This window comes from Bacteroides sp. AF25-5LB (genome assembly GCF_003602965.1).
GTDB classification, from domain to species: Bacteria; Bacteroidota; Bacteroidia; order Bacteroidales; family Bacteroidaceae; genus Bacteroides; species Bacteroides uniformis.
On the sequence record NZ_QTMC01000014.1, the window covers coordinates 113,870 to 137,520 of the forward strand.

At 47.2% G+C, this 23,651-nt stretch carries 34 protein-coding genes and 1 pseudogene; 22 read left to right on the top strand and 13 right to left on the bottom strand.

Translation table 11 applies throughout. The features are described from left to right. Positions 1 to 87: 87 nt before the first annotated feature. Together DWY57_RS15255 and DWY57_RS15260 are read left to right on the top strand one after the other, a co-directional pair. Positions 88 to 483: pseudogene (locus DWY57_RS15255) on the top strand (sodium transporter); the annotation flags it as partial. A gap of 330 nt (positions 484 to 813) precedes the next feature. Continuing rightward, a complete protein-coding gene (locus tag DWY57_RS15260) occupies positions 814 to 1,056 on the top strand; it encodes a hypothetical protein (protein ID WP_005798322.1) in 243 nt (80 codons plus the stop codon). A 418-nt stretch (positions 1,057 to 1,474) separates the two neighbouring features. On the opposite strand, the gene DWY57_RS15270 is transcribed toward DWY57_RS15260, so the two are convergent. Next, entirely contained in the window at positions 1,475 to 1,987 is a 513-nt protein-coding gene (locus tag DWY57_RS15270) for a hypothetical protein (protein WP_005798321.1), read from the bottom strand. Between the two features lie 109 nt (positions 1,988 to 2,096). Here DWY57_RS15270 and DWY57_RS15275 point away from each other — a divergent pair, with 109 nt between their 5' ends. The 15 genes from DWY57_RS15275 to DWY57_RS15345 all read left to right on the top strand — a co-directional run bounded on the left by DWY57_RS15275 (position 2,097) and on the right by DWY57_RS15345 (position 10,268). Further along, positions 2,097 to 2,327: a hypothetical protein gene (locus tag DWY57_RS15275; protein ID WP_119962020.1), complete on the top strand. Its 231-nt coding sequence runs from the start codon at positions 2,097 to 2,099 to the stop codon at positions 2,325 to 2,327. Positions 2,328 to 2,449: 122 nt separating this feature from the next. Next, positions 2,450 to 2,824, top strand: coding sequence for a hypothetical protein (locus DWY57_RS15280; RefSeq protein WP_119962021.1), 375 nt, complete (start codon positions 2,450 to 2,452; stop codon positions 2,822 to 2,824). Positions 2,825 to 2,833: 9 nt separating this feature from the next. After that, positions 2,834 to 4,873, top strand: coding sequence for a hypothetical protein (locus DWY57_RS15285; RefSeq protein WP_119962022.1), 2,040 nt, complete (start codon positions 2,834 to 2,836; stop codon positions 4,871 to 4,873). 38 nt (positions 4,874 to 4,911) lie between these two features. Continuing rightward, positions 4,912 to 5,790, top strand: a complete 879-nt coding sequence (locus DWY57_RS15290; RefSeq protein WP_005798313.1) for an AAA family ATPase — start codon at positions 4,912 to 4,914, stop codon at positions 5,788 to 5,790. Beyond that, complete coding sequence (locus DWY57_RS15295) at positions 5,790 to 6,416, top strand: ATPase AAA (protein WP_008620887.1); 627 nt, start codon at positions 5,790 to 5,792, stop codon at positions 6,414 to 6,416. Before DWY57_RS15290 ends, DWY57_RS15295 begins: the two co-directional genes overlap by 1 nt. Further along, complete coding sequence (locus DWY57_RS15300) at positions 6,413 to 6,661, top strand: hypothetical protein (RefSeq protein WP_008620886.1); 249 nt, start codon at positions 6,413 to 6,415, stop codon at positions 6,659 to 6,661. Before DWY57_RS15295 ends, DWY57_RS15300 begins: the two co-directional genes overlap by 4 nt. Positions 6,662 to 6,665: 4 nt before the next feature. Next, positions 6,666 to 7,136, top strand: a complete 471-nt coding sequence (locus DWY57_RS15305) for a DUF4406 domain-containing protein (RefSeq protein ID WP_008620884.1) — start codon at positions 6,666 to 6,668, stop codon at positions 7,134 to 7,136. 11 nt (positions 7,137 to 7,147) lie between these two features. Further along, on the top strand, positions 7,148 to 7,420 hold the full coding sequence (locus DWY57_RS15310) for a hypothetical protein (protein WP_008620883.1): 273 nt from the start codon (positions 7,148 to 7,150) through the stop codon (positions 7,418 to 7,420). 1 nt (position 7,421) lies between these two features. Continuing rightward, the gene (locus DWY57_RS15315) at positions 7,422 to 7,916 is read left to right on the top strand and encodes a hypothetical protein (protein WP_008668365.1); all 495 of its coding nucleotides are present in this window, start codon (positions 7,422 to 7,424) and stop codon (positions 7,914 to 7,916) included. A gap of 6 nt (positions 7,917 to 7,922) precedes the next feature. After that, on the top strand, positions 7,923 to 8,105 hold the full coding sequence (locus tag DWY57_RS15320; RefSeq protein WP_005798303.1) for a hypothetical protein: 183 nt from the start codon (positions 7,923 to 7,925) through the stop codon (positions 8,103 to 8,105). 18 nt (positions 8,106 to 8,123) lie between these two features. Beyond that, on the top strand, positions 8,124 to 8,792 hold the full coding sequence (locus DWY57_RS15325) for a DUF3164 family protein (RefSeq protein ID WP_005798301.1): 669 nt from the start codon (positions 8,124 to 8,126) through the stop codon (positions 8,790 to 8,792). Positions 8,793 to 8,803: 11 nt separating this feature from the next. Next, on the top strand, positions 8,804 to 9,040 hold the full coding sequence (locus DWY57_RS15330) for a hypothetical protein (protein WP_005798297.1): 237 nt from the start codon (positions 8,804 to 8,806) through the stop codon (positions 9,038 to 9,040). A 6-nt stretch (positions 9,041 to 9,046) separates the two neighbouring features. Continuing rightward, positions 9,047 to 9,280: a hypothetical protein gene (locus tag DWY57_RS15335; protein ID WP_005798295.1), complete on the top strand. Its 234-nt coding sequence runs from the start codon at positions 9,047 to 9,049 to the stop codon at positions 9,278 to 9,280. Then, on the top strand, positions 9,277 to 9,837 hold the full coding sequence (locus tag DWY57_RS15340; RefSeq protein ID WP_005798293.1) for a phage virion morphogenesis protein: 561 nt from the start codon (positions 9,277 to 9,279) through the stop codon (positions 9,835 to 9,837). The genes DWY57_RS15335 and DWY57_RS15340 overlap by 4 nt, the downstream gene beginning before the upstream one ends. Then, complete coding sequence (locus tag DWY57_RS15345) at positions 9,834 to 10,268, top strand: hypothetical protein (protein WP_005798290.1); 435 nt, start codon at positions 9,834 to 9,836, stop codon at positions 10,266 to 10,268. Before DWY57_RS15340 ends, DWY57_RS15345 begins: the two co-directional genes overlap by 4 nt. 84 nt (positions 10,269 to 10,352) lie before the next feature. Here the strand turns inward: DWY57_RS15345 and DWY57_RS15350 are convergent, their stop codons facing one another. The 12 genes from DWY57_RS15350 to DWY57_RS15405 form a co-directional block, all read right to left on the bottom strand. Continuing rightward, positions 10,353 to 11,192: a DNA adenine methylase gene (locus tag DWY57_RS15350; protein ID WP_005798287.1), complete on the bottom strand. Its 840-nt coding sequence runs from the start codon at positions 11,190 to 11,192 to the stop codon at positions 10,353 to 10,355. Next, positions 11,189 to 11,827 (bottom strand): thymidylate synthase, encoded by a 639-nt coding sequence (locus DWY57_RS15355; protein WP_005798286.1) that lies wholly within the window; start codon positions 11,825 to 11,827, stop codon positions 11,189 to 11,191. Before DWY57_RS15355 ends, DWY57_RS15350 begins: the two co-directional genes overlap by 4 nt. A gap of 71 nt (positions 11,828 to 11,898) precedes the next feature. Continuing rightward, positions 11,899 to 12,141 carry a hypothetical protein gene (locus DWY57_RS15360; protein ID WP_008620879.1) on the bottom strand — a complete coding sequence of 81 codons (243 nt, stop codon included), beginning with the start codon at positions 12,139 to 12,141 and terminating at the stop codon, positions 11,899 to 11,901. A gap of 203 nt (positions 12,142 to 12,344) precedes the next feature. Then, complete coding sequence (locus DWY57_RS15365) at positions 12,345 to 12,830, bottom strand: hypothetical protein (RefSeq protein WP_005798284.1); 486 nt, start codon at positions 12,828 to 12,830, stop codon at positions 12,345 to 12,347. Then, positions 12,827 to 14,128: a reverse transcriptase domain-containing protein gene (locus tag DWY57_RS15370; protein WP_008620877.1), complete on the bottom strand. Its 1,302-nt coding sequence runs from the start codon at positions 14,126 to 14,128 to the stop codon at positions 12,827 to 12,829. Before DWY57_RS15370 ends, DWY57_RS15365 begins: the two co-directional genes overlap by 4 nt. A gap of 375 nt (positions 14,129 to 14,503) precedes the next feature. Then, positions 14,504 to 14,737: a hypothetical protein gene (locus DWY57_RS15375; RefSeq protein ID WP_005798281.1), complete on the bottom strand. Its 234-nt coding sequence runs from the start codon at positions 14,735 to 14,737 to the stop codon at positions 14,504 to 14,506. A 97-nt stretch (positions 14,738 to 14,834) separates the two neighbouring features. Beyond that, positions 14,835 to 16,046, bottom strand: coding sequence for a phage minor head protein (locus tag DWY57_RS15380; RefSeq protein ID WP_005798279.1), 1,212 nt, complete (start codon positions 16,044 to 16,046; stop codon positions 14,835 to 14,837). A gap of 71 nt (positions 16,047 to 16,117) precedes the next feature. After that, complete coding sequence (locus DWY57_RS15385) at positions 16,118 to 17,428, bottom strand: DUF935 family protein (protein WP_005798277.1); 1,311 nt, start codon at positions 17,426 to 17,428, stop codon at positions 16,118 to 16,120. A gap of 4 nt (positions 17,429 to 17,432) precedes the next feature. After that, a complete protein-coding gene (locus DWY57_RS15390) occupies positions 17,433 to 17,852 on the bottom strand; it encodes a phage protein Gp36 family protein (protein WP_005798274.1) in 420 nt (139 codons plus the stop codon). Between the two features lie 10 nt (positions 17,853 to 17,862). After that, a complete protein-coding gene (locus DWY57_RS15395) occupies positions 17,863 to 18,093 on the bottom strand; it encodes a hypothetical protein (protein ID WP_005798272.1) in 231 nt (76 codons plus the stop codon). Between the two features lies 1 nt (position 18,094). Further along, positions 18,095 to 19,654, bottom strand: a complete 1,560-nt coding sequence (locus DWY57_RS15400) for a hypothetical protein (protein WP_005798270.1) — start codon at positions 19,652 to 19,654, stop codon at positions 18,095 to 18,097. Positions 19,655 to 19,661: 7 nt separating this feature from the next. Continuing rightward, positions 19,662 to 20,126 carry a terminase gene (locus DWY57_RS15405; RefSeq protein WP_005798268.1) on the bottom strand — a complete coding sequence of 155 codons (465 nt, stop codon included), beginning with the start codon at positions 20,124 to 20,126 and terminating at the stop codon, positions 19,662 to 19,664. Between the two features lie 206 nt (positions 20,127 to 20,332). On the opposite strand from DWY57_RS15405, the gene DWY57_RS15410 reads away from it, so the two are divergent. Genes DWY57_RS15410 through DWY57_RS15430 form a run of 5 tightly spaced genes read left to right on the top strand, consistent with a single transcriptional unit; the run spans position 20,333 to position 23,597 of the window. Further along, positions 20,333 to 21,268, top strand: coding sequence for an HK97 family phage prohead protease (locus DWY57_RS15410; protein ID WP_207805198.1), 936 nt, complete (start codon positions 20,333 to 20,335; stop codon positions 21,266 to 21,268). 35 nt (positions 21,269 to 21,303) lie between these two features. Continuing rightward, on the top strand, positions 21,304 to 22,344 hold the full coding sequence (locus DWY57_RS15415; RefSeq protein WP_005798264.1) for a hypothetical protein: 1,041 nt from the start codon (positions 21,304 to 21,306) through the stop codon (positions 22,342 to 22,344). A gap of 5 nt (positions 22,345 to 22,349) precedes the next feature. After that, on the top strand, positions 22,350 to 22,814 hold the full coding sequence (locus tag DWY57_RS15420; protein WP_008759683.1) for an N-acetylmuramoyl-L-alanine amidase: 465 nt from the start codon (positions 22,350 to 22,352) through the stop codon (positions 22,812 to 22,814). 14 nt (positions 22,815 to 22,828) lie between these two features. Continuing rightward, entirely contained in the window at positions 22,829 to 23,305 is a 477-nt protein-coding gene (locus DWY57_RS15425) for a hypothetical protein (protein WP_005798262.1), read from the top strand. Further along, positions 23,271 to 23,597, top strand: a complete 327-nt coding sequence (locus DWY57_RS15430) for a hypothetical protein (protein WP_224202110.1) — start codon at positions 23,271 to 23,273, stop codon at positions 23,595 to 23,597. Before DWY57_RS15425 ends, DWY57_RS15430 begins: the two co-directional genes overlap by 35 nt. Positions 23,598 to 23,651: the final 54 nt, after the last annotated feature.

Sequence of the window (23,651 nt, forward strand, 5' to 3'; positions counted from 1 at the left end):
TAATCAACAAACAAAATACCATAAGCATGTTACCGAAATCAGCCCTACTTTTGCAATATAAATTTAGCAATGCAAAAAAATTAAACCATGGAAACATTTTCAATCAGTACTTTAGACCTTATAATCGTATTCGCTTATATGGTTTTCATCGTATGGTGGGGACTAAAGAATGGCAAAAGCCAAGACTCGCAATCCTATTTTCTCGCAGGGCGTTCCATGCCCTGGTGGGTAGTAGGGCTGTCATTATTTGCAGCCAGTATTTCAAGTACCACATTAATCGGACAATCCGGCGACGCTTATCATACGGGACTGGCTGTGTTCAACTACAATCTTACAGGAATCATAGTGATGGTATTCTTTGCCATTTTCTTGCTACCTCTCTACATCAAGTCTGGCATTTTCACCATCCCCGAATTCTTGGAAAAACGTTTTGACCGACGTTCACGCTATTACTTTTCGGGCATCTGCATCATCGGAAATATGGGGCACAGAACGAAACGTATATTGAGGGTTGGGAGAAAAAGACATCAAAGCTATTGATATACAAAAGGTTGTGCAAGATATGAGTGGATGGCTCTGCAAAACGAAACGTTTACGTGGGTTTAATTTGCAGCTACATTTAGGTGCTTTTTAGGCATACAGATTTGCAGATAGGTTTAATTGGGTTTACATAGGGCTTACATGGTTGATTCGGGTGGGGGAGTGCATGGCAGCTGCGGCTGCTTTTTTTGTACCTGATTATTTGATATAATATTGCTTAATTTATTCCATATAATAGATATTTGGTATATTTGTAGCAAAATATTATAAACTATGGCAAAGGTAATACATGTGCATTTGACGCACGGAATAGAAGGAACAAAGCGGAAAGATTGGTATTTCAGCAGCATTTCGGCGGTTTATACCGTTTTTACAGCTGAACAGGTGGGTGCAACGAAGAATTATTTGCTGCATGCAGGATTGTCCGGGAACGGTACTATATGCACCAAAAAGGCTATAATAAAGCAATCTACGCTCATTTCTTGCGGGCGTAGTGGAAATGTATCAGACGAATAATAAGCGGGCAAAAACGCAATAAAAATGGCTTTAGAATGATCCGGTGTGGGGAGGTTGTTATACCTCCCTTTTTTTGTGCTTGAAATCGGTCTTTTTTGACGCTGGATATTCAGGTGGATGTTCAAAGTGGATATTCACTTTTATAGAACTGGATATTCAAAATATGGTTTTGGCGGTGTGCGATACAGACGTACTAAAATACTATAATTTTAAAAATACCCCTCGTTTTTTATTTGATAGCCCCCCCCTAAAAACCTATCATTTTTCACGCTTTAGTTTTTAAATGCCCTAATATCAGTGTTTTTATACCCATATATGAAGGTAGGGGAGGGGGATTGCTTGGGAGGGGGACATCATGGGGGATGATAGGGGGTACGCTTCGTTTCCCATCACCGGTGTATGGTAACAGTAAATCCGCCTACCCGACATTTGCAGTACCGGAAATGTGTGCATCCGACACATGTTTTCCCTTTTCGATTGTCATTTGGCGAATCTGTTCTTTAAGCCTTCCTATTTCTTCTGCCTGCTCTCTTATTATAGACAAGAAAGATTCAGTGGTACTATTATTTGTTTCCTCATGAAGTATATTGTTTTGATTCTTTGCGGCTTTAACTGCTTTCAACTTAGCTTGTGCTTGCTCTTCTGTCATTTCCCCCTTAATAATTGGCAAATCTGATTCATAGTAAGTTTCTTCAATTATAGGATTCCCTTCCCCAGTAAATAACCATCGAAGGTTGATGAATACAGAATATCCTGACATTATAAACCTTTTAAAAAAGTCATAGCTTGGAGCAGACTTTCCGCTTACTATATCATAGATAGTTTGGGCTCTACTGTACCCTAATGCATTGGCGAACTTATTTGGATTAGTGTGCAAGATAAATATAACTTCTTCTATTCTTGCAGATATTTCTGTATTTTTTTCTTTCATATCTTTTGTTATTACAGGATTTTCTGTATATTTGCAGCGTGTTCAAAAAAGAACACCGCGCCAAAGATACAAAAAAGGCGTGTGATTAGCGATTTTTAAGTATAAGATTATGAAAGAGACATTATTGAAAAAGGTAAAACCGGAAACATTGGAAAAACTCCTCAGTGCGGTTGGTGATGTTCTTAATGAAATCAAGGATGCAGTACCTAACAAGAATGAAAGGTTCCGAGATGAATCATATACATCTTTACTCGTGATGAACTATGATACGTTTCAGACACTAAGGTGGCACGAACAGAAGAAACAAGAAGATAAAGATACTCAGGATAACCCAGCGTGACGACCCGGAAGGCGTTAAGAGACGGGTGACGGTGTGGAAAGACACACGGGAGTGCATGGTTCTTGCGCCGGGGTTCGATTCCCCGGACTCCCTCCAATATTAATCATTAAAATAAGTGAGATATGAACAAGAGGTACATTCACATTACGAAAGCTGACCGCGACTTTATCGCAAAGGCCCTCAACGTGACAGAGAAGACTGTTTATAACGCTATCCGGTTTGATGACCGTCGTGGTAACTCCGAACTTTCTGCAAAGATCCGTAAGTTGGCCATGGACCGTGGCGGTATTGTGATGGTTGTTATTCCGGAGGTGGAGGTTTTTCACGACTATGACAAAGTATCCCGCCTATATTGTCCCAATGGTGCTCTTATAGAGTTTGACCGCAAGGATGGTAGCGGCCAGGTAATATTCAAAGGAGAAACAGTGAAGACTTACGAGCATGTAATGGTTTCGGAAATTGACCACATAAAAGCGTTTGCATCTGCATTGAGATAGGAGGTGACTATGTTGGTGTATTACGGTAACATACAGTGTATTTCTGCACGAGAGCTCATCGATGGCGGCTATATCACCGAATCCTGTTATAGGAACTGGGTGAACCGTGGTCGTATCAAGGTGGTGCGCCGTGGTGGAGGTGCTGCTGGAAATTGCGCGTTGGTCGCCCTCAATAGTCTGCCTACCGAGTGCCTGGAGCGGGTAAAGGAAGACAACCCCGGAGGAACAGAGCAGGCACTTCGCCACTGGATACTGTCAAACTATGTGTTGGATCAGGCTGCAGTAGCTTATTTCTTGGATTGGGCCTCCCATTCTTCCAGCAACAGAGCTACAGACGAACTTGCCCGGAAATATGCGGTGAATGCTTCAGTTCTGAATACTTGTATCAAGCTTTATAACAGAAGCAATGATTACCGCAAACTGATGGGTGAAAAATATAACTGGGACATGATGGCCACTACCATCGAGACCCTGCGCGAAGACTTTGGTCATGACCTTCCTGCCAGTACCCTACGCTTCCGCAAGAAAGTGAACGAATACAAGCAGTATGGTTACGAATGTTTGATAACCGGAAAATTCGGCAACCAGAACAAGCGGAAGGTAACTCACATGGACGAACGCTTGGTGATGAGTTTGAAAGTACTTCCCAACCAACCATACGGCAGCGATGTACATGAAATGTATCTGTCGTTTGTATGCGGTGAGCTGGAAGTATGGGATCTGGAAACAGGAGAGATATTCAACCCGGAAAACTTTACGGACAAGAACGGGGAGCCGAAAGAACTGAGCGAAAGCACTATCCGGAACATTCTGAACAACCCGGCAAACCAGCTGCTGATAGAGAAAGCCTTGCGTGGGCGTATGGAGTTCTATCATGAGCAAATGCCGCACATGCACCGCCATGGTGGTGAGTTCTCTTTGTCACAAATTACGATGGATGACGTGGATTTGCCGCGTCGGATGAAAGGCGGCGAGTATGTGCATGCCTATTATGCCTATGATGTGGTGAGCCAGTGCCGTATCGGGCTGGCCTACGGACGGGATAAGGATGATGCCTTGGTAGTGGACTGTTTCCGTGATATGTTCCGGCTCATCGAACGTAACGGATGGGGTATTCCAGCCGGTATTGAGGTGGAGCAGCACTTGATGAGCAAGTATAAAGAAGGATTTCTGAAGGCAGGCGAGGTATTTAAGTTTGTGCATTTCTGTGCTCCACAGAACTCACAGGAGAAATATGCTGAAGCTCTGAACGGTGCGTTCAAGACAACCATAGCACATAAGAACCATGAAGGCATTGGCCGTTGGTATGGTAAGGGTGCACGGCGGGTGGATCAGAAGAAAGTGAGCGACAGCAGCAACCACACCTGGGAAGACAGAAAGTATTATACGTTTGAAGAGCTTGTGGCGGACGACCGGCGCGATTGTGAAGAATGGAACAATACGCTTCACCCCAATCAAAAGAAATATCCCGGAATGACCCGTTGGGATGTGCTCGTAGCCAAAATCAATCCGACCCTTCGACCGCTTGATAAACTGACCTTGAGCAGATATATCGGAGAAAAGGTAGATACCAGTATTCGTAGAAATTCCACAGTACGTGTGGCAAATGCGGACTGGTGGCTGAGCGGTCCGGAAGTGCTGGAGCAGCTGGAACCAAACAACCGCAAGGTGACGGCTTACTATCTGCCGGATGAAGAGGGCAAGCCTACGGATGTCTTCCTGTACCAGAACGACCGCTACCTTGACAAGGTTCGTCCGGTAGTGACTTACAACCGGGTGATGGCAGAACAGACCGAAGAAGACCGGGTAGCCTATACAGAGCAAAACAAAGTTCTGAGTCATTTCAGCAAATACCTCAATGACCACGCCATCGGAAAGGTGGGAACCGGTACACCGGATCAGCCAACGGATGACCCGGAAGAGGAACTGGAACTTCCCCCGGTGGAACTATCCGATGATTTGCCAGCCGAATTGTCGGCAGATCCGGAATCAGATTATGAATGGCACTCCGGAATAAGCGAGGCAATGAGGGCCATCAGTGACATGTAAGAATAGAATTAGAACAACATTAAAACAGCGTTAGAATTATGATTACAGAAGCGCAAAAACAGAAGATTTTAGCAGCGATAGCCGCCAACCGTGCGAACTATCCCAGTGATGCCAAGCATGCTGCCTCTTTAGCCATCAGTACATCTGTGTACAGTGCAATCAAGAACGGACAGACAGACAAAGCCCTGAGCGATGCCAACTGGATAAGCATTGCCCGCAAATTAGGGGTGAACCTCCGTGGTGAAATGGAATGGAAAGCAGCCAAGACCCCGACCTTTGAATATATAACTGCCCAGCTGGAGTTCTCACAGCAGTCCAGTCTGTCGGGCATCTTGTGCGACATGCCCAATATCGGCAAGACTTTCACGGCACGTTATTATGTGCAAAGCCACAAGAATGCCGTTTATATCGACTGCTCGCAGGTAAAGACAAAATTGAAGTTGGTACGCAAGATTGCTGCAGAGTTTGGTGTGGACAGCAAGGGGAAGTATTCTGATGTGTATGAAGACCTGGTATATTACCTCCGTTCGATGGAAACCCCGCTTATCATCCTCGATGAAGCAGGCGACCTGCAGTATGAAGCTTTCCTGGAACTGAAGGCCTTATGGAATGCCACTGAGCGCTGCTGCGCCTGGTATATGATGGGGGCAGACGGATTGAAAGAGAAAATCAACCGGTCCATAGAATGTAAGAAGGTGGGCTATACCGAAATGTTGAGCCGTTATGGTGACCGGTACAGCAAGGTGACTCCGGATGATGGAAAGGAGCGCGAACAGTTCTTGAACAACCAGGCACGTATTGTAGCCAAGGTAAATGCTCCTGCGGGGGCTGATATAGCCCAGATTGTACGGAAGACATGCGGTGGTTTGAGAAGAGTCTATACCGAGATTGAGAAACTTAAAATGACAGCGGAATAATGAAGCGTGCGTACAGTCCGAAGGAAATAGCCGCCAAGAAATGGGTTACTCTGCCGTGGGATGAGAAATGGAGCAAACCTTTCGGGTTCCCGGCAGAGAACGCTTCGTGGTTCATCAGCGGTGCCAGTGCCAGTGGGAAAAGCAGCTTTGTGATGCAACTTGGAAAGGAACTGTGCAACTATGGGACGGTGCTGTACATGAGTTACGAAGAGAAAATCAACCAAAGCTTCCAACGGCGTATGGGTTATCTGAAGATGAATGAGGTGCAGGGTAAATTTCGTGTGGTGACAGAAGGCAGTCTGGAGGAAGTGATTGCCAGACTGAAAAAACCGAAAAGCCCGAAGTTTATCATCATCGATTCCTTTCAGGTGGCCGGATGGGATTATCCGCAGGCTGTGGAACTGATGGAAACCTTTCCGAAGAAATGTTTCATCTGGATCAGCCAGGAAAAGAAAAGCCAGCCGATGGGTGGCGGTGCAGTAAGATTGAAATATATCTGTGATATGAAGATTCGGGTGGTCGGTTATAAAGCTTATTGTCAAGGACGCGCCATTGGAGACCCGGGAAGCTATTATGTGGTATGGGAAGACGGAATCATTCAAACAAGTAATAATTTACCAAAATGATTATGGATAATAACGAGAAGGCTTTTGAAAGCTACACCGGAACTGAAGTGTTCCAGATACTGCTGGACGGAAATTCCAGCCGGTCCGTATTGGATGACTGGCTGGAGCGAAACATCCAAAGCGACTTAAAAGTGAGAAGAGCGAAAATGCCCGGTCATGTCGTAATAGAAACGGGTGATGTCTTGTTTGCACGTAATGTGCTGATATGGAATCCAAGTTGTAAAGTAAACATTAAAAAGATTTGAAGTGATGGAAAAGAAAGAAGAAAAGAAAGTGTGCTGCATCTGCGGCAAAGAGTATGAGGGCTACGGATACAATCCGTTCCCGGTGAAAGAAGAAGGCTGCTGCTGCCAATCGTGCAACTACAGTGTGGTCGTTCCGGAACGGTGGGAACGGCACAAGGCTTATCAGCGCGGTGAGGCGACCGGTGCCGGGAAGGTGTACATCAGCGGAGCTATCGCGCATTATGACATGGATGAGCGCAAGGAAGCCTTCAGCCGTGCCGAGGAGGAACTGAAGGCACAAGGCTATGACCCTGTAAACCCTTTCAGGAACGGATTGCCGGATGAAGCTCATTGGAGAGCCCACATGCGGGCCGACATTGCCCTGTTGCTGGCTTGTGACTATATCTATATGCTGAAGGACTGGGAACTGAGCAAGGGAGCCAAACTGGAACTTGACGTGGCCAGTTCGTGTGGCATTAAAGTGTTGTTTGAATAAAATTAGTCGATATGGGAAAAATAAAAATGGAAACCGGTGTTGTGGTGATGAAGTTGACCGCTACGGTATATAGAGGAACAATTCGTGAAATCCAATCCTCACGCATAGGTTTTTGCGGGGAGTACAATAAAGAAATACTTTCTAAAATGGGTGATGAGTTCAAAAAGATATTTGCTAAGCAAATTGAGGCTGAATACAAAGGTAAATCAGTGAAGCCGGATAAGATAATTTATCGTGTCAGTACCAAATCAACGGAATGTGAAATGATTCTTAATGGTAAATGACATGGCACAGGAAGTAACCAATTTCGCCCGGTTCTACACATTGTTCAACAAGCTTCCCTGTACAGGAGACCGGGAAGAATTCAAGAAAAGCATTGTGCTGCAGTACACGTGGAACCGGACGGACAGTCTGAAGGAAATGACAGCCAAGGAGTATGAAGCCTGCTGTACGGCTCTGGAGAAGCTGAGCGGACAAGACGAATGGCGACAGAAGCTGCGTGAGGAGCTGCGGCGGAAACGGAGTCTCTGTCTGAACCTGATGCAGAAGCTGGGCATAGATACATCCGACTGGGCACGAATCAATGACTTCTGCAGTAATCCCCGAATAGTCGGCAAAGCGTTCAGACAGATTACGGTGGACGAACTGGATGAACTGGCGGTAAAGCTTCGGTCCATACAACGGAAAGGCGGCTTGAAGCCCAGGAAAGAAAAGCAAACGATTAACCCCGTGAGCATGGTATCACTCATTCAGATTGACCCTGATGCTCCGGCAAACTGATAGGATATGGAAAATAGAAACACAAAGATTTTAGAGAATCTGAAAAAGGAAATCAACCTGCTTGCCTCTGATATGGAGAAGCAAGATGCAGCCGAGTTTTATAGTGAATTGGCTGACTGGGCATACGCCAACGGAGAGGCTATGCTGATGGAAGACGAACCTGAAATGCAGGATTATGAAAACCAATAACCCCAAAAAACAAGAATCATGGAAGAAATGAAACAAACGACCGTGGTAATGACGGCAGAGGAAAAGGCGGAATTTGAAGCCTTCCAGAGAGAAAAAGCAAAGAAAGCGGCAGAGGAAAAAGCCAAGAATGACCGCGAAATGTACAAACAGATGGTGGATGAGGAGATAGCAAACTCCATTCCGGTACTGCTGGGCATCAGTGAGCAGATCAAGGCAAGCAAGCAGACTGTGATGGACAACTTCAAAACCATTCTGGAAATGAAGGCAGACCTTTTCAAGACCAAGGTGAAGGATGACCAGCGCAGCCATACCTTTACTAACAGTGAAGGCGACAAACGAATCACGCTGGGTGTGTATGTGACCGACGGTTACCGTGACACGGTGGAAGACGGTATAGCCATTGTGAAGGAATACATCGAAGGTCTGGCCAAAGATGAAAAGACCAAGGCACTGGTGAGCATGGTGCTTCGTCTGTTGGCCCGTGATGCCAAGGGAACGCTGAAGGCTTCACGCATCGTGCAGCTTCGCAAAGTGGCCATGGAAACCGGAGATGACCGTTTCATTGAAGGTGTGCGTATCATTGAGGAAGCCTACCAGCCGGAAGTGAGCAAACAGTTTATCCGTGCTGAAATCAAAAACGAAAACGGAATGTGGAAACCTATCCCTCTGGGAATGACAGAATCATAAATAATAGAACTATGATACAAGAAGTGGAGAAATCTCCGAAAGTAGCCCTGTGCCGTGCTTGCTACGGTACAGGTAAAGTAAAGAAAGTTGTAGAATATCCCTCTCGGATCTTTGGAAAGAAGCGAAGCGAAACCGTTGAGGAAGTCTGCAGACAGTGTGAAGGAAGTGGCCGGGTAACGGTAAGCGCAAAAATGACGCTTGACATCCGTCCCTATAAACCTAAAGTAGAACCGTCTATGAACGATTAAACCTATATGGGAAAGCGGCACGGAGTCAGTTATCAGAAGCGTGTAGTAGAAGTAAACAGGATATATGACCATTATGCCAGTCACGGTGTACCGAACCGTGAAATATGGCGGCGGTACATATATCCTGTGTATGCTATTAGTGAGCGTACATTCTACAATATGCTTAAAGCGTCCGCAGACCCTAAAAATGATTTGCCGGACGATACGGTACAATTGAAATTTAACTTTGACTGGGAATGAATGAAAACGTAAAAAAAGTAGTGGCCCGGATACTGAAAGACATTCAGGTGGAAATGAGTGATGAGTTTGACAAGAACTTTGAACGGCAGGCTTTTTTCAGTGAGAAATGGCAGCGACGGAAAAGCCCCATCCGGAATGAAGGTAGAGCCATACTAACAGATACCGGGGCGCTTCGGAAAAGTATCGGAAGTCGGACAACGGAAAACAGCATTACCTTCTTTACCTCTCTGCCCTATGCGGCCATTCATAATGATGGCGGTGAAATAGTGGTGACCAAGCGGATGAAGCGTTTCTTCTGGCATAAGTATTATGAGGCAACCGGAGCGTTCGGTAGAAGAAAAGACGGCAAACTTCGAAAAGACAAACGAAATGTCCGGCTTGATACAGAAGCCGATTTTTGGATGTTCATGGCTTTAAAGAAAGCAGGAAGCACCATCAGGATTCCCCGACGCCGTTTCCTCGGAACATCGCCTGAAGTGGAAAAAGCCGTCCGTGAGATTGTAGAAGAGAACCTAACAGAGTATTTTACCATTGAATATAATATCATAAGAAAATGAGAAAAGAACTTTACCGGATGCTTTGCCGGGAGCTGAAGGCCATTGACCTTATCAAGCACATAGACTTGTGGAACCATAATGTGGAATTCATCGAACAGGAAGAAAACTGGGAGCGTCCGGCTGTCTTTGTGGAATTCTGCCCTATACAGTGGAATGCGATTGTTCCCGGTGTGGAATACCGGGCAGAACCTTTGATTAAACTGCACATCGTGACGGACTGGGAAGGTTCGAGTGCTGAGGGCAGCGAGCTGCAGGAGGATGCGCTGAAGGTGTTTGACCTGTCCGGACTGCTTCATGCACAGCTTGCCGGATTGAGCGGGGAGACCTTTTTGGAGCTGGATCTGGTGGAGAGTGATACCAATCACAACCATGAGGATATTGTGGAAAGTATCGAGGTATATCAGTGTGTGGCCATCAAGCGGCTGCAATAGCCGTCTTTATTAGACAGAAAAAGCCGCGGACGTACAAATTACCGTCTGCGGCTTTTTTGTTCAATACAGGCAAAGTAAACGCAATCAGGCAGCCTCTTTCTTGTAAAGCATCATATCTGTGTAAGAAGAGTTGTAATTCATGTGAGCATTGAATTCCACCTTTGTGCAGTTTTCAAAAGGATTACCTAAATCCCTATTTTTACCTATCCATTCGCACAGCTCCAGAATTGAAGATTTGTTGGATGTGAAATATACGTATGAATGCCCCTTCAGTACATTCAGCACATCCAGATAGTCTGCCATATTCCAGTACATGTTATAGGTCCCTACGTCAGTGGACAGATAGGGCGGATCAACAAGAAATACTACTCCAGGAATATCTTTATACCGGTTGAATACTTCCTTGTAATCGCAAGATACGATTTCCAGCCCTTCGAGATAGTCCGTACATTCCGGGTAGCCGGTCTTGCGTATATTGTTGTATAAAGCTTCCTTCCGCATATCCTGAACAGACAGTTTGTATTTCATGGAAAACAAGATAGAGGAGGAGAGGGTAATGAAATCCACATATCCGGTGCTATTCTCTTCCTGCTCGATGCGGCTGAATATTCGTTCACGCAGTTCTCCTTTAATGATTTTATGACGTGGTACGGAATTCCCTACCATTTCGCGAATGTCAGCAAGCAGCTGATTCGTTTGCGGAATGTGCTTCATGCGGAAGCGGTAGTTATCAAAGTCATTATAGATAACAGTAGAGTGGGGCTTGAGGGATTTGGTAATGTGAGACAACAATCCGGAGCCACCGAACAGGTCAACAAACAATGTTCCATCCGGATATTGCTCCAGCACTTTCATGAATTCCTTGGCTAACATACGCTTTTGCCCGACAAATGGGAGAGGGGCTGACAGATACATCTTTCTCATACGTTCAATTCAAATTTTACATTTTCATTGCCGGCAAGCAGCTGTTCTGTTTTGTCGATGTTGTTTTCGTAAATATGCACATTCCCCAGATTCAGGGTGATGGATTTTAGTGGCAACTCAATCTGTCTTGATATTAGATACAAATGATAAATATCTGCCGGCAGTCCTAAATTCGCATCGCTGCTTCGCTGATAGGCGGTCATGACCAGTTCTCCTTGCTCTATCTGGAACTGAACAAGACTAAGGCATGGAGCCTGGTTGCTTTCTGTTCCTGTAGATCCGAGAAACAATATATAGTTTTTGCTGTTCCTTTTTTCCCTGTTTATGCGTTCGATGAGTGGCGGCAGTTTTTCAAAATAGGTTGGGTAGCTGTTCACAAGGATAGAGCCGCAGTAGTCCCACCAGTTGATTCCGGCCTCCCTGTATTTTTCCACGTTTCGTTCGCCCCTCATAAACAGTTGTAACTCGTTTTTTAACTTCTTCCGCGCTATGGTATGCCCCTCGAATATATCAAGAAGGTCGGCAGGGAGCAGCGTCAGCTGTTCATTCAGTAGGTAGCGGATATTCCCTTTTTTATTGCTTTGCATCTTTCCGGACGAAAGCACCTTGCCTAAGATTTGATAATACTTGTCCATGATATGAATGTTATTTATTGCGATACAAAGGTAGGGTAGGGGAGTTTGCCTTTAGTGGGAGGAAGTCCTGATTACACTGCACACAAATTGCAGTCGGTTTTAAAACGCTTGATCAGGTCATACACCTTTCGCTCACTGATGCCATATCGTAGGGAAAGCGTAGCTACGATATAAGACACTTTTTCACCATTGGTCTGCAACTTGTTATATTCATTATATAGTTCTATATATTGCACGTCATCGGGTCGTATGCCCATGTAATGGCACGTTTTTAAAAGCTCTCTGTTCAATTTTAGTATCTCAATTACTTTCATATCCAGTTAAATTTCGTACATTTGCATTGTCTCACTTATCATTGCGCAGAATAGCGCTTACATAAAAAAGCCTCTTACTGGCGAACGAGGGTATCTGCCCCCGGTCGTGCCGGTAAGAGGTGCTTTATGTTTAAATGGTAAGTGAGACGACTATTTAACAGGCCGGGGGCTTTTTTTTATCCTTCCCCCGAAGGGATTGTCAATCATTCAATCCGATATAAATCCAAGTTGAATACATCTTTCCTTTTCCATCCTTCAGCCAGTGTGTTTTGGATGTGTCTGACCGCTTGAATGTAGAAGTCCTTCAGATTATCCAACTTTTCAAAGGTATGGTATTCGGGCTGTTCATCCGAACCGAATTTGAATGTAACCGGAAGGGTCTCTCCGCCCGTCTGAACGGCCAAATCGTATGCTGCCTTATAGTTGTATTGGTTCTCCGTAGAAAGCCATACAGGGGCGCCATTATAGGCGAATCCGGATAGGATAGCTGCATCAGTCTGGCTGTTATACCATGACATAACCAATGTGCGGATTTCCTCATCAGTAGGCTTGTGTCCGAACTCCTCTTCCATGTAGGAGGCAGAGCCGTTCTCTTTTTCCTGCACATCCCAGCGGATGCGCCATTTGTCTTTAACCGGGTTCGTGCATTCCATCAGCGATACACCGGCACTTCCTTCAACTCTTCTCATGTAAACACGTATTTGGTTCTACCTTTGCCGAATGTCTCTGTCTTGATGGTCGTTTCAAACGGGAAACCATCCGGCATTTCCTTTACTTGTGCGAGAATATTCTTCATTTCCTCGCTGTTGGTGAAGAACTTCTTTGCTTCGCCGTTCACTTCGATGGCCACAATACAGCGGTCTTCTCCCTGCTCGGTCTTGATACCGGTCTCAAAGTCCTTCACTACAATCGGTAAGTTTACCAGTTCCCGGATGCTTACCACCACACCGGGAAATCGCTTCTTGCCGTCCTCCGGCTTGTAAGCGACATTCAAGTCTTTAAAACTTCTCATTTCTTTGCCTGTTAATTTTTTAAACAACTTATTACAGTCGGCGTGCTTCGTCATGCCGTAGAAACTGGCAATCAGTTCTCGCCGTCTTTTTCTCGATTTTACCTCGTGCATCTTCCGGGCAAACTTCTGCTTGATACGTTTCCGCAATCTTACATAGTCGGGACGGATAACATAGCCAAGGAAATCAATGCCTTCTTCTACAGGGAATACCCGTTCATTCGGCTTTATTTCCAAGTCTATTTTTCCCATTTGCCTGTGAATAACATCACGAATCTTCCACAATTCCGCTTTCGTTTTACCGAGTACCAGTCCGTCATCGCAATAGCGATAGTAATAACGAACCCCGTACTTATCCTTCAGATAGTGGTCTAAAAATACAGACAGAAGCAGATTTCCTGCCCCTTGTGAACTGCGCAGTCCGAAGCTTATACCTTCCGGCAGCAGCTTAACAAACCGCTCCAGTAGCACCAACAGCCTTTCGTCCTTGAACACCCTCCGGAAGCACCACATAACAAAGTCCTGCCGCGCATTGTCGTAAAACCTACGGATGTCAAACTTGTATGCGTAAAGTGTGCCTTCCGGGTCTTTTTGCAAATCGGTACGTATGCAGTTCATCAGATCATGAGTACCGCGCCTTTTGATGCTTGCACCGGTTGTCCGGATATAACGTTTTTGCAGGTGGCGGTCCACCACATTCATGATGGCAAACACAGCGATGCGGTCTTTCATGGACAGGATCTGCAAAATACGTTTTTTACCGTATTCTTCAATTTCCCTCTCATGGTAGCCGCCCAGCCGGAATGAACCGTCCGCAATGGAAGCCGTCAGTTCGGCGATAATCTTCTCCCTATGGGCAAGCAGGAATCGTCCCTGCCTTGACCTCTTACGACCGGTTCCGCGAAGTACCGAATCGAATGCCTCCGACATATTGGAGTATTCGATGATTTCCTCGATAATATATCCTTCCCTGCGCATAAGCTATTGGTTAATAAACATGGAAGATGAGGGCCTTCCTTTCCCCGGGTCTGACTTCTTCGAACTGATAACAGCCTACCAAACTCCACCCGACGCGTGATTTTTCAGCTTTCCACCCTAATGGGTGCTGTTGCTGTGGCTTGCTTCCCTCGGCACCGCTTCGGGGACACGTCCCCGGTGCTGTACGCCGATTAATTAGATTTCCAGACGCGAGCCGATATTCGCATTCGTATTCGAAGCATCGTTATTCGCATTCGCATTCGACACACCGCCATTCGCGTTCGCATTGTTGTACCCGCGATAGACCACACGGACTATCGGGAAGCTCCACCGGGTACAAAGTTACTGATTTAACAGGCAAAATGAGCTAAAGCATTACACTATCCACCAAAATAGGGCCGACAATATGCCGCCTATGACGGTAAGAGACCAGTCTATCCAGTCCCAAAGTCCGCCTTTCAGTTTGTCTTTCAGTTCCAGACAGGAGGCTGCGACAGCTGCAGCATAGAGCGCTGTCCACGGGGTGAAGGCCAAAATGCCTACCAACAAACCGCCAATAAGGTGTTTGTAGCGGTTGCTTTGTTTGAGAAATTCGATAATTTTGTTCATAACGGGTTGTTTTTAAAAATTGTTTTGTATATTTGCAGTGAGGAATAGCGTTAGATGTTCAGAACGGGATTGTAGTTCCCGGAGCTTGCGTCTTTCGCTATTCTTTCTTTTTTATATGTTTGTATAATTCACCTCCTTCTGAAAGACTGTGCAGCGTGTATTCGTGCCAGTCGTATTCCCGAACTATTATCAGTGCTTTTTCACCTCTTACTTCTATCTCGAAAATGTGCGATTGTATGAGGTGTGGAATACCTTTGTGGTTATCTGCTGTTCCCAGGTATTTGGCTTTGGCAAATACATTCTTTATATCCAGAAGCATGAGGTTCTTTTCATGGTAGAACTTGTATGGCTGGTTGGTCCATTCTTGAAGCGTGCGTTTTGATATGTTTACCGGGAATGGGAATTCATTATTCGTGATAACTGTTCCCTGCAATGGCTTGGCTTGCTTCTTTATCTGTTTGGCATCTGCATTGGCCAATGTTCTTACCAGTTTGCATGCGGCGCACAATTCATTTTCCGGAACGAAGACCAGTTTCATATTTCCGTTGTTCATATCGCAATCCTTACAGCGCTTGATGGTGTATGGATTATAGTCGGGCATCGTCTTTTGTTCCATGCCTGCATTGAACCGGAACATTCCCTTTTTGTCAACTTCCAAAGCTGATTTCCCCCTTGCCATGGCCTCTTCGTGGTCTGTAGGCGGATACTTGGATTTGCGTACCTGGACCACGGAACAGCGGCAGCCCCATCCGTTAGGAGGATAGAATTCTGCCCAGAACGGGTCTGAAGCCGGGAGTGTGATGCCGGCCATTTCTGCATGGGTGGGACGTACCTTTGCATCCCCGGCCGTGCGGTACTGTAGATAATAGCGGTCGCCGTCCTGCATGAACCGTTCCCATTTGGCTGCCATTTCAGCCGAAGCCTGTACAAAGGTGAATTCAGCCCGTAGATAGTTTGAATTGTATGTTTCGTCGATCTTCCGGACATCATTCAAAAAGCGTTCGAACGTCTTTCTATTGCCGTTTTCATCCAACAGGGAGGGAAAGGCTTCATTCAGTTCATGGAAGGTCTTCAAGCCGGAGAATACATAGTTGGAACGCTCCAGCCGCTTGCGCATGGTCTCGGACATTTCCACCTTTCGGAATGAACCGTTCAAGACAGAAGAATGAGCTTCTATAAAATCCTGCGCTTCTTCGGATGCCAGGATACCTATTTCAAGGTTTGCCCCTTCTTGCCGGAACAGCACCTTCATCATGCGGTCAAAGCGTTCCGTGAGCTTGTCGCGCATGAGTTTTGCCTCGTCCTCCATGGAGAGGCATAGTTTCTGTTTGCCCAACAGGTGGGCATACCGCTGGTGCAGCCCCGAATAATCATCGGGGCTCAGTCGAAAAAACGGGACAGCGTTTCAGCCGGTTTGCCGTCTTTCTTTTTTTTCGGTTCTGTCGGGTCCGGCTCTTCTTTCGGTTCCTTCTCCTCGCACGGGATACCGTATTTTTCCTCAAAGTACTGAGGCTTTACCTTGTAGTGTTGCAGTACCATTTCCTCGTAAGCTTTCTGCTGTTCGGGCGTGTAGTCAATGGAGTAGTCCCAATCGAAGCGCAGCCCTTTAACAGGGAACCCGTGGCGCACCATGCGCGGAATGAGCTGGTTGTTCACTATATCCCGAAGCATATCACAGTCGCTTTCCACGAGGTTCTGGAACACTTCAAGGTGCGTTTCCGACTGTGATAGGCTGCTTCCGTCCTCGATGGTCATCGTCTGCCCGATGATAAGCTTTGACAGTTCGGAGTTGGCCCGATCGATACGCTTGTCATAGACATTGAATGCGTCCCCCTTGCCGCTTTCCACAAATTCGATTTCGGTTTCCATTCCTGCCACCATGGAGAGGGCGGTTCCGGCTTCACGCAACATCTTGTCGAGACGGTCAATCTCTTTCTGATCGCGCGAAGTGGTGCGTGCTATACGCATGGGCATTCCGAATATTTCCCCGAAGGTGTCCCAAAAGGCCAGCATGTTCTTTTTGGGAATAGTCTGTGAAGCAGCCTTGAGATACAGCCCGAGGTCGTCGGGCCTACCTGCCTCAATGAGCCAGTCGGAAAAAGGAGGCTGGCGGTAGTCTATACCTGTAGTCCAGTCCTGCCCGAGGTCGGTAATGACACGCCCATACTCAGGAATGACATGTTTGCGCGGAATAAGCTTCACATCCGAATAACAGATGCAGCCGTCGCCGTCAGTGCAAAGGTCGCCCAATTCGATGAGCGAATGTCCCCAGTAGATTGAATCAAGTGCATAGCGCATGAGCTGCTTGAACCAGGACTGGTCAAAGAAGTGAACCGCTTCCTCGTTCTCATCCCCTTTCATATCCACGATTTTGAAAGAACGTGCCATGACAAAACCTCTGCGCTGCTCCACACACCCGGAGAGGTGAAGGTCTATTTCCGCGTCCCGGTAGATGTCGTACAGGCGCTGGCGGCTGGGACTGTCCACATTGATGGCATACTGCCAGGCATCGCGCCAGTTCTTGATGTCCTTCCGGGTGAGTGCATCGGTGGTGCGTTGCAGGTCGATGACCATTTTCTGCACCCGCTTGATGTCTTTCCCCTTGGCCAGATTAAAATTGCCGTATGGCGTTTGCAGTACGTTTTTCGGTTTATTGGAAAACATACCGCTGAAAAAGTCTTTAATATCCATAATCCTACCAGTTATGATGAAGCTGCTTCTGACAGCTGTAAACAAATGAATTTCCGGACGGAAGCCCATCTTCTCCGACAGCCAAAGGCAAATCAGGGACAATTTTTCCGGCCTGTACGCCTTCAAGCCACTTGATGGCCCGTTCATACCGTTCCTTGCGTATCTCGCTTCCCATCTTTTGCGGCATGGCTGCACTCATGTGGTAAAGTGAAATGTCGCAGGTGTACATGACAATGAGGCGGTTCCGATGTTCATCCTGTGCAGAGAAAATGGCCGTACAGTCGTATTTCGGCCGTAGATAACCGGCAATTTCTTCCCGGGCTTCCGCTTCTGCATTGGTACGGTTTTCCGGGCTTACCTGCGAGATAACCTTTAATGCGTTGTCGCCGATGACAACTTTGTAATCTTCTTCTGTAATGAACATGACTTTACTTTCATTTAGTGATGAACAATGCCATTTTTTCTATATCCCGGATAGTGGTTCCCTTGCGGAAACGGTGGCGGTGAATCAGTTCACAGATGTTCCTTTTGGGGACAACTTTCAGTTTGCCACCCATATACAGGACGTAGTACTTTCTTCCGTAGAGCTTGGCGTACTTGCAAGCACGGGCAACGGCACGTTTATAGCGCCATGCAAAAATCATTCTTTTAATCAGCTGTATCATGTTACCATATATTTTTGGCGGTCGGCCTTTTACCGAACACCGGTTGAAAACTCTCCTGCCTTGAATTGCGCTGCAGCATCCAGATGGCTCCCTCGTCGGCATCCGGTGCATCATCGTGAATACGGCTGCCACGCTCCAGTGCCAAGGTCTGTTCGATTCCGGTCTGCATATCCGGCGATTCTTTCAACTTCTCATTGTAGAATACGAAACCGCGTTCCCATAATGGTGACACCGCTTCGATGCGCTGGAGCTTGTCCGGTTTCTTTCGTTTGTCCGGCATGATGGGCAGTTGGTATCCACGCAGATTCCCTTCTGCCTCAAACTCATCCAGAATGACATCCTGCATGAAGTTCGCTTCCATAAAGAACTGGACGGCTGCCGTATCACGTGTACGCTCGTAGAGGTCGTAAAGCCACCGTACCATTCCTGAAACGGTATCCTGCCGGACGTAACAGTCTATAAGGTGCAGTTCCTTCCCAATCTTGCCCCAAAGGCGGCAAGCCTTGTAGTCGTTGGAAGTGGTCGATTTGAAAGAGGGGTCGGTATAGCAGACCAGCATTTCATACTTGGATAGCCTGGGCAGTTTCTTGTAACGAATCCAGTCTGCCCGAAAAATAGTTCCGTCCACGATGGGGTTGTGCATCATCTCCTTTTCCCATGCCCGGTAGCCTACGAAATCCCTGTATTCCTGCGCCTCTTCTTTCGTCCATTTTTCGCGCCATACCGGTTCTCCGTTCTTGTCTATTGCCTTGATGACGGATACATGTACCCCTTTTGTCTTGGTGAGATTGGCCAGCACCGAGTTTTTAGAAATGAGGTTCCCGACCATGATAAAACGCCCCCGGCCCACATCCAGTGCACCAAAAAGGGCTTCTTTCACCCAGTCTGTAATGTCATGCACCCGTTTCTCATTGCGGCACAGTTCGTCGTCATCCAAGTCATCGATGACGATGTAGTCCGGACGTGCTTCCCGGTCTCGCAAACCACGTGGAGACTGTCCGCGTCCGCAAGCCAGGAATTTCACCCCGTTGGCCGCCTTGAACTCCCCATCCTGCCAGGAGGCATTCCCCTGCTGCTTGCCGAAGTCGGCAATGATGCGCTGGTTATGTTCCAGTTCTGCCTGAATATCTCCCAGCAGACGTGTGGCTGAGTCCTCACTTTTGCCGACCACCACCATGAAGTTGATGAGACGTTTGGGCTGGAACATCAGCCACAGCGGAACAAAAATGTCCATGTGTGTGGACTTGGCATGGCCACGCGGCCACATGAATACCGCTTTCAGGTTGGGTGTGCCTTTTACTTTAGCCGCTGCCGCATTGTGGAACGGTGCATTGTGGATGGTGCGTATGACTTCCCCGGTGGTTTTGTCACGCAAGGTGAGAAAGTGGGGGAAGTAATATTCACAGAACGCGGCATAGTTACCCTGCAGACGCAGAATACGCCTGTCCTTTTGTGCCGGTGTCTCGCCCGCGAGCAAAGCCGTATCCGTGATGGACTGCACTCTTTTACAGTGTTCCTTCCACTGTTCGTATGCCTGTTTCTTTTCCGCTGCTGTTGCCATAGCCGTTTTATTTTATGCCCATCTGTTCGGTGATATACAGATCCTGGTACTTGTTGATTGCCCTGACCAGTTCCGGAGTCACTTCCGGGTCGATGGTTGAACGGTATTCAATCCATTTGGAGAATGCCATGAACACTTCAATGACATCCACTACGTTGGCCTTCTTGTCTAACTTTTCAATCACCGCCGAAAGTTTGGCCAGTTTGTCCCCGAGACCAGCTACAAGTGCAGGGTCGTTCGATTCGTTGACTTGAGTAATGAGTGTATCAATGGTGAGCAGGAGTTTGTTCACCAGTTCCGGCCGGGTGACGTTCTTTGCCGCCCTTGCCTCTTTCCATCCGTCAGCCGTGCACCATTTTGAGATGGTGACGCGTGACACGTCCACTTTCTCCGCAATTTCAGTCTGTTCCATGCCGGAAAGGAACAGTGAGCGTGCAAGAGATTTTTTCTTTTCGATTTCTGCCTTTGTCATATAATAAAGAATATAGGGTTAAAGGCAGGCTTCGGAGTCCCTTGCACCTGCCCGATTTATTCGCAAAGTTGTCCGCTTATCAGCTTGCAGCCAAAATAATGTGCAACGGTTTCATAGAAGTGTGCAACCATTGCACACTTTTTTGGCTTCCCGGTAAGTGCTCTGTAATATTGCAGCGCCAATGCATAAAGGCGTGGCATGAGAAAATGAGTAAACGTGTAAGAATTTCAAACGACAGCCTGAACAGCTACGGAAGCCGTGTGTTGACATCGGGCATGAGTGTGGAGCAGTATTGCCGAAACCCGGTACTGCTGTACATGCACCAACGCGGAAACGTGATTGGTTATGTGAAGGACCTTCGGGTAGAGGATGGTGAAGTAACCGGGGAACTGGTGTTTGACGAAGCGACCGACCTCAGTAAAAGATGCAAGAAACAGTTTGAATTCGGCAGTCTGAGAATGGTGAGTGCCGGAATAGACATTCTGGAACTGAGTGACCAGCCCGAACATTTGCTGCAGGGGCAGACCAGCCCGACAATAACCAAAAGCAAGCTGTATGAGGTATCACTGGTGGATGTAGGTTCCAATGATGATGCCATCGTACTGATGAAGGATGGAAAACAAATCACATTGGGAAAGGATGGTGATTGTCCTTTGCCACTAATCAATAACCAAAAAACAACAGAAGAAATGGAACTGAAACTTTTGGCCCTTCAATTGGGGCTGCCGGAAACGGCAACGGAGGCTGATGTTAATCAAGCCTTAAATGAACTGAAAGCAGCCAAGGCAGAGAATGATTCCCTGAAGCAAGAAAACGGGAAGCTGACTTTGGCCCGTATCACTGGTCTTGTAGAAAAGGCAGTGGTGGAAAAGCGTCTGGGAGAAGACAAGAAGATACAGTTTATCGAACTTGGCAAGAAGGTTGGTGTCGATGAACTGAAGAATGTGCTTGATGCCATGCAACCACAGGTGAAGATTTCCACTGTATTGAGCTATCAGGGCGGCAAGCAGCAGGCACAGCCGTCCATCTATGCCAAACTGAGCGATGTCCCGAGTGATGCGCTGCTTGAAATGCGCGAGCATAACCCGGAGGAGTACAAGCGCCTGTACAAGGCTGAATACGGCATGACCTGTGAAATTTGAAAACCTTTAAAATGAAGAAAATGGGAAAAATTGTAATGCTTTTGACGGCACTTCTGTTCAATACGCTGACAGGTGTCGTGTGTGCTTCGGTATTGGGATTCTCTCCGGTGGCCGGAGCTGTGGGAATGAATGCGGTGGCAGCCTTTATGGGAATGGCCCCGCAAAGTACTTCAATACTCCGTGAAGGGGTTTATACGGAAATCTGGACAGGGGAACTTGTTAAGGTGCTCCGTGCCGGACTGGAAGGAACCTGGCTGTCAGGAATCCCCGACCAAAGCAGTATCGTGAATAACGATGTGATTCACCTGGTAGAAGTTGGTGTAGATCCGGATGTCTTGATAAACAATAAAACCTATCCGATTGATGTGCAGGCTTTGGAAGACAAGGATATTGCCATCAAGCTGGACAAATTCCAGACCAAGGCTACGCCGATTACAGACGATGAGCTTTATGCCATCAGCTATGACAAGACCGCCCGTGTGAAAGAGGGACATGCCAACAGTATCAATGATGCGAAGTTTACCAAGGCGGCCCATGCGCTTTGTGCGAACAAAAATACGGAAACTACTCCGGTGCTTAAGACTACCGGCGAGAAAGATCCGGCTACAAACCGTCTGCGCCTTACCGTGAATGACCTTGTGGAAATGAAGCGTGCCCTTGACAACCTGCGCGTACCGTCAGACGGCCGCAGACTGGTGCTTTGCCCCGACCATGTGAATGACCTGCTGCTGACCAGCCAGGCATTCCGTGAACAGTACAATATTGACCGCAACAGCGGCAAGGTAGGTAACCTTTACGGCTTTGAAATCTACGAGTATGGCAACAACCCGCTTTATACTACAGCCGGAGTGAAGAAGGCATTGGGTACAACGGCAGAAGCCGGTGAATTTCCGTGTTCATTTGCCTTCTACAAACAGAGGGTTTTCAAGGCAACAGGTTCTACCAAGATGTATTATTCCGAGTCAAAGAATGACCCGTTGAACCAGCGTAACCTGATTAACTTCCGCCATTACTTCATCTGCATGCCCAAGAAAGAGGATGCCGGAGTGGTAATGATGAGCGGCTATCAAGCATGATGATTATGGCAAAGTTGAAATATCTGGTAATACACTGTACGGCAACCCCGGAGGGGCGTGAGGTATCATCGGCGGACATCCGCAAATGGCATACTTCTCCGGTTGCCCAGGGAGGAAGAGGATGGAAGCAGGTTGGCTATACCGACCTGTTCCACCTGAACGGAGGCGTGGAACGTCTGGTAGAAAACAATGAGGATGCACAGGTGGACCCTTGGGAAGTGACCAACGGAGCCAAAGGATATAACAGTGTAAGCCGTCACATCGTGTATGCCGGAGGCGTGGAAAAAGACGGTAAGACCCCGAAAGACACCCGCACTGGCTGCCAGAAAAAGGCACTGGAGAAGTATGTGAAGGATTTTCATCGGAAATTCCCTGATGTACGCATTATAGGACACAACGAACTGGCAGCGAAAGCCTGTCCGAGCTTCGATGTGCAGGAATGGTTGAAAGAAATAGGTATTAATCAATAATAAAACCGGGTGGTATGGACTTGAGCGAATTTATGAACATTATCCTTGGCGGCGGCCTGGTTGGTACGGTGGCGACCATTGGCTCCTTGCGGGCTACTGTGAGAAAAGCGAAAGCGGAAGCGATGAAGGCCGAGGCCGGTGCAGAGGCCATGCGCATAGATAACGCCGAACATGCCACCCGCATTTTGATGGAAAATATTGTAAAACCTCTAAAAGATGAATTTTGTGAAACAAAGAAAGAACTGGCCCGCAATACGCGCGAGATGGCCCGTCTTAGAAAAGCTATTGATACAGCCGGAAACTGTCCTCATCGTGACGATTGCCCTGTGCTTGACAGGTTGCGCGAGTCACCGAAAGAGCATGAACCGGGAAGTCCGGACGGAATCGGCAAGCGCCGACAGCGCGAGCGGAAGCCGACGGGCGGGACTGGTGATGGCGGGTATACCGGCGAGTTCGGTGAAGCTGTCTATACCTGCGGACAGCCTCCGTAAACTTCCTGAAGGTGCCGTGTACCGTGGCAAGAGCGGACAGGCGAATCTGACCGTAGGCAGCGACGACAGCGGGAACATCGTGGCCGAAGCCTCGTGTGACAGTCTGCAGCAGCTGGTGCTATGGTATGAAGAAGAGCTGGCGCGTATCCGTAGCGAAACCAAGAGCGAAATTTCAAATGACGTTCAAACGGTAGAAAAACGCCCTCCGAACCGGATGCGGACGTTTATCACAGGTGTATTGGCCGGCTTGCTTGTCGGTATGTTATTAACAATGAAACTGAAAAAAAGATGAACAAGAATTTCATGTACGGCATAGGAGCCGTAAAGTATAAGGATTTCACAATCG

Bases quoted from the DNA above. Each gene is read 5' to 3' on its own strand.
- DWY57_RS15260 (WP_005798322.1), top strand. From the start codon at position 814: ATGGCAAAGGTAATACATGTGCATTTGACGCACGGAATAGAAGGAACA.
- DWY57_RS15270 (WP_005798321.1), bottom strand. From the start codon at position 1,987: ATGAAAGAAAAAAATACAGAAATATCTGCAAGAATAGAAGAAGTTATA.
- DWY57_RS15275 (WP_119962020.1), top strand. From the start codon at position 2,097: ATGAAAGAGACATTATTGAAAAAGGTAAAACCGGAAACATTGGAAAAA.
- DWY57_RS15280 (WP_119962021.1), top strand. From the start codon at position 2,450: ATGAACAAGAGGTACATTCACATTACGAAAGCTGACCGCGACTTTATC.
- DWY57_RS15285 (WP_119962022.1), top strand. From the start codon at position 2,834: ATGTTGGTGTATTACGGTAACATACAGTGTATTTCTGCACGAGAGCTC.
- DWY57_RS15290 (WP_005798313.1), top strand. From the start codon at position 4,912: ATGATTACAGAAGCGCAAAAACAGAAGATTTTAGCAGCGATAGCCGCC.
- DWY57_RS15295 (WP_008620887.1), top strand. From the start codon at position 5,790: ATGAAGCGTGCGTACAGTCCGAAGGAAATAGCCGCCAAGAAATGGGTT.
- DWY57_RS15300 (WP_008620886.1), top strand. From the start codon at position 6,413: ATGATTATGGATAATAACGAGAAGGCTTTTGAAAGCTACACCGGAACT.
- DWY57_RS15305 (WP_008620884.1), top strand. From the start codon at position 6,666: ATGGAAAAGAAAGAAGAAAAGAAAGTGTGCTGCATCTGCGGCAAAGAG.
- DWY57_RS15310 (WP_008620883.1), top strand. From the start codon at position 7,148: ATGGGAAAAATAAAAATGGAAACCGGTGTTGTGGTGATGAAGTTGACC.
- DWY57_RS15315 (WP_008668365.1), top strand. From the start codon at position 7,422: ATGGCACAGGAAGTAACCAATTTCGCCCGGTTCTACACATTGTTCAAC.
- DWY57_RS15320 (WP_005798303.1), top strand. From the start codon at position 7,923: ATGGAAAATAGAAACACAAAGATTTTAGAGAATCTGAAAAAGGAAATC.
- DWY57_RS15325 (WP_005798301.1), top strand. From the start codon at position 8,124: ATGGAAGAAATGAAACAAACGACCGTGGTAATGACGGCAGAGGAAAAG.
- DWY57_RS15330 (WP_005798297.1), top strand. From the start codon at position 8,804: ATGATACAAGAAGTGGAGAAATCTCCGAAAGTAGCCCTGTGCCGTGCT.
- DWY57_RS15335 (WP_005798295.1), top strand. From the start codon at position 9,047: ATGGGAAAGCGGCACGGAGTCAGTTATCAGAAGCGTGTAGTAGAAGTA.
- DWY57_RS15340 (WP_005798293.1), top strand. From the start codon at position 9,277: ATGAATGAAAACGTAAAAAAAGTAGTGGCCCGGATACTGAAAGACATT.
- DWY57_RS15345 (WP_005798290.1), top strand. From the start codon at position 9,834: ATGAGAAAAGAACTTTACCGGATGCTTTGCCGGGAGCTGAAGGCCATT.
- DWY57_RS15350 (WP_005798287.1), bottom strand. From the start codon at position 11,192: ATGAGAAAGATGTATCTGTCAGCCCCTCTCCCATTTGTCGGGCAAAAG.
- DWY57_RS15355 (WP_005798286.1), bottom strand. From the start codon at position 11,827: ATGGACAAGTATTATCAAATCTTAGGCAAGGTGCTTTCGTCCGGAAAG.
- DWY57_RS15360 (WP_008620879.1), bottom strand. From the start codon at position 12,141: ATGAAAGTAATTGAGATACTAAAATTGAACAGAGAGCTTTTAAAAACG.
- DWY57_RS15365 (WP_005798284.1), bottom strand. From the start codon at position 12,830: ATGAGAAGAGTTGAAGGAAGTGCCGGTGTATCGCTGATGGAATGCACG.
- DWY57_RS15370 (WP_008620877.1), bottom strand. From the start codon at position 14,128: ATGCGCAGGGAAGGATATATTATCGAGGAAATCATCGAATACTCCAAT.
- DWY57_RS15375 (WP_005798281.1), bottom strand. From the start codon at position 14,737: ATGAACAAAATTATCGAATTTCTCAAACAAAGCAACCGCTACAAACAC.
- DWY57_RS15380 (WP_005798279.1), bottom strand. From the start codon at position 16,046: ATGGAGGACGAGGCAAAACTCATGCGCGACAAGCTCACGGAACGCTTT.
- DWY57_RS15385 (WP_005798277.1), bottom strand. From the start codon at position 17,428: ATGGATATTAAAGACTTTTTCAGCGGTATGTTTTCCAATAAACCGAAA.
- DWY57_RS15390 (WP_005798274.1), bottom strand. From the start codon at position 17,852: ATGTTCATTACAGAAGAAGATTACAAAGTTGTCATCGGCGACAACGCA.
- DWY57_RS15395 (WP_005798272.1), bottom strand. From the start codon at position 18,093: ATGATACAGCTGATTAAAAGAATGATTTTTGCATGGCGCTATAAACGT.
- DWY57_RS15400 (WP_005798270.1), bottom strand. From the start codon at position 19,654: ATGGCAACAGCAGCGGAAAAGAAACAGGCATACGAACAGTGGAAGGAA.
- DWY57_RS15405 (WP_005798268.1), bottom strand. From the start codon at position 20,126: ATGACAAAGGCAGAAATCGAAAAGAAAAAATCTCTTGCACGCTCACTG.
- DWY57_RS15410 (WP_207805198.1), top strand. From the start codon at position 20,333: ATGAGTAAACGTGTAAGAATTTCAAACGACAGCCTGAACAGCTACGGA.
- DWY57_RS15415 (WP_005798264.1), top strand. From the start codon at position 21,304: ATGCTTTTGACGGCACTTCTGTTCAATACGCTGACAGGTGTCGTGTGT.
- DWY57_RS15420 (WP_008759683.1), top strand. From the start codon at position 22,350: ATGGCAAAGTTGAAATATCTGGTAATACACTGTACGGCAACCCCGGAG.
- DWY57_RS15425 (WP_005798262.1), top strand. From the start codon at position 22,829: ATGGACTTGAGCGAATTTATGAACATTATCCTTGGCGGCGGCCTGGTT.